This window comes from Bacillus sp. B1-WWTP-T-0.5-Post-4, assembly GCF_009183795.1.
Taxonomy (GTDB): Bacteria; Bacillota; Bacilli; order Bacillales; family Bacillaceae_G; genus Bacillus_A; species Bacillus_A cereus.
Window position 1 is genome coordinate 1 of record NZ_WEIJ01000031.1, and the last position, 2,628, is coordinate 2,628.

Sequence of the window (2,628 nt, forward strand, 5' to 3'; positions counted from 1 at the left end):
TTCATAGTTTGGTGATGATGGCAGAGAGGTCACACCCGTTCCCATACCGAACACGGAAGTTAAGCTCTCTAGCGCCGATGGTAGTTGGGACCTTGTCCCTGTGAGAGTAGGACGTCGCCAAGCAACTTTAAGACGAGTCAGAATGACTCGTCTTTTTTGTGTTTTATAACTTCTTTTTAAAGCTAAATATTTTGAAGTGCTTCTCGCTTTTTAAAAAGGTTTTTGAGTACGTAGCTATATAAGTTTTATTCAATTTCTTTCGTGATTTTTTATATGTAATTTAAGATTTTCTATTTTATTTCTTAAAGATAGGATTCATCAGTGTGTTAAAATAGTACAGTTGTTTTTGATGTACTTTAATATAAGAAGATTTAAGTTAGAAAAGGAGATAATATGAAAAAGATAAGTATAATTACTATAGTAGTCTTAGTCCTGCTAGTAATCGTGTATATGTTAGTTGGAAATTATTTTTATAACTATGCGTTAAATGCGAAACAAGAAAAGGAATTTTTGCAAGATAATCCTCATTTAGTAGAAACGGTAAGTGCATCGGGAGATGTATTGGCTGCAAATGAAGAAAAGAATGCAAACTTCGTATCGAAGTATAAACCTAACGCATTATCTATACGTTCTTTCGATAAATTAAATTTAAAAGGTTATGAATATATGAATGAACCATCTAGTCATAAATGGGCAATTGTAGTTCATGGATACAATGGTAGAGCATCAGAAATGACGAAATATGTTCGTAATTTCTATGAACAAGGCTATAATGTCATAGCACCAGACCTTCGTGGACATGGAAATAGTGAAGGAGATTATGTTGGTATGGGCTGGCATGATCGTAAAGATGTTTTGATTTGGATTCAACAAATCTTAAAGAAAGATCCTAATGCTGAAATAGCTCTATTTGGTGTTTCGATGGGCGGGGCAACTGTAATGATGACTTCAGGAGAAGATTTACCTTCTAATGTTAAAGTTATTATTGAAGATTGTGGATACTCAACTGTTATTGATGAATTTACTTATCAACTAAAAGATTTATTCCATTTACCGAAGTTTCCTGTTATGAATGCGGCAAATACGGTTACTAAATTAAGAGCTGGTTACGATTTAGAAGAGGCTTCAGCTGTAAAACAAGTAGCGAAAAGTAAAACACCTATGTTATTCATTCATGGGGATGCTGATACATTCGTTCCTTTTGAAATGTTAGATGAAGTATATAATGCTGCAAAAGTAGAAAAAGAGAAATTAATTGTTCCAGGTGCTGGACATGGAGAAGCGGAGAAAGTAGATTCCAATAAATATTGGAATACTGTATGGAAGTTCGTAGGGAAGTATATTCCGGCATAATTAAAATTGTTGCATTTATATAGACGATAATCGGAGGGATAATAGTTAATCCTTTTGATTATCGTTTTTTTGTTAATTAGGTATTCTGCTATAAGTGTGTTTTTGTATGTACTATATGAAGGAGATAGAGCAAAAACTTTTGAATTCCTTAATCTCAGTGCTACAATGATTGAAAACTAAATGTTAATGAGGTGTTTTTATGAAAATTGAAGCATGGTCGGATTTTGTATGCCCATTTTGCTATATTGGGAAACGTAGATTAGAGATGGCTTTAGAGCAATTTCCACATAAGAAGGATGTTGAAGTTGAGTTTAAAAGTTTTGAATTAGACCAAAATGCTCCAATCTATTCTGGAACAAGTATTAATGAAGTACTTGCATCAAAGTATGGAATTAGTATTGAAGAAGCTAAGCGTAATAACGTACAGTTAGGAAATCATGCAGCTAGTATGGGTTTAAGTTTTAATTTTGATGAGATGAAGCCGACTAATACTTTTGATGCGCATCGTCTTGCGAAGTTTGCAAAGAATCAAGGGAAAGAAAAAGAGATTACAGAAAATCTACTTTTTGCATATTTCACTGAATCGAAAAATTTAAGCGATGTGGATACACTTGCTACTATCGCTGAAGCTTCAGGTTTAGATAAGCAAGAAGCTTTAAATGTTATTAATGATAAAAATGCGTATGCAAATGATGTTAGAATTGATGAAGCGATTGTTCAGCAATATCAAATTTCGGGAGTGCCTTATTTTATTATTAATCAAAAGTATGCTATTTCAGGTGCACAACCACTTGAAACTTTTGTTGGTGCACTTCAGCAAGTGTGGGAAGAAGAGAATCCTACACCTAAGTTGCAAGAACTTTCTTCAGAGGGTGGAAGCGATCTTTCTTGTACTGATGGAAGTTGTTCGGTGCCGTCGAAAGAACAATAGTTTTTATGGTAGAAGAGCACCCCATAGATTGTTCTGTGGGATGCTTGTATATAACTTATAGAAGAAATACGTAAATGAAATCTATAAAATATAAAGTTTTTTAAAAAACGTATTGACGATTATACTTTAGAGGTGTAATATAGAACAAGTCGCCGATGACATTAACGTCGAAAGCGACAAACGAAATAAAAAACTTAGTTGACATTGAAAGATGAAAATGTTAACATAAGGAAGTCGCAAATGAGCGACCAAGTAGTTCTTTGAAAACTGAACGAAACAAACAACGTGAAACGTCAATTTTTATTTTAGATGCTAGACAAACTAACTTTATTGGAGAGTTTGAT

The 2,628-nt window shown here is 33.4% G+C and carries 2 protein-coding genes and 1 rRNA gene; all 3 read left to right on the top strand.

Annotated elements, in window-relative coordinates; all coding sequences use genetic code 11:
* The first annotated feature begins 7 nt into the window (after window positions 1–7).
* Window positions 8–123 (top strand): 5S ribosomal RNA (rrf, locus tag GBN91_RS28445).
* 270 nt (window positions 124–393) lie between these two features.
* Window positions 394–1,353 carry an alpha/beta hydrolase gene (locus GBN91_RS28450; protein ID WP_152122902.1) on the top strand — a complete coding sequence of 320 codons (960 nt, stop codon included), beginning with the start codon at window positions 394–396 and terminating at the stop codon, window positions 1,351–1,353.
* Between the two features lie 199 nt (window positions 1,354–1,552).
* Window positions 1,553–2,284, top strand: a complete 732-nt coding sequence (locus tag GBN91_RS28455; protein ID WP_152122904.1) for a DsbA family oxidoreductase — start codon at window positions 1,553–1,555, stop codon at window positions 2,282–2,284.
* Window positions 2,285–2,628: the final 344 nt, after the last annotated feature.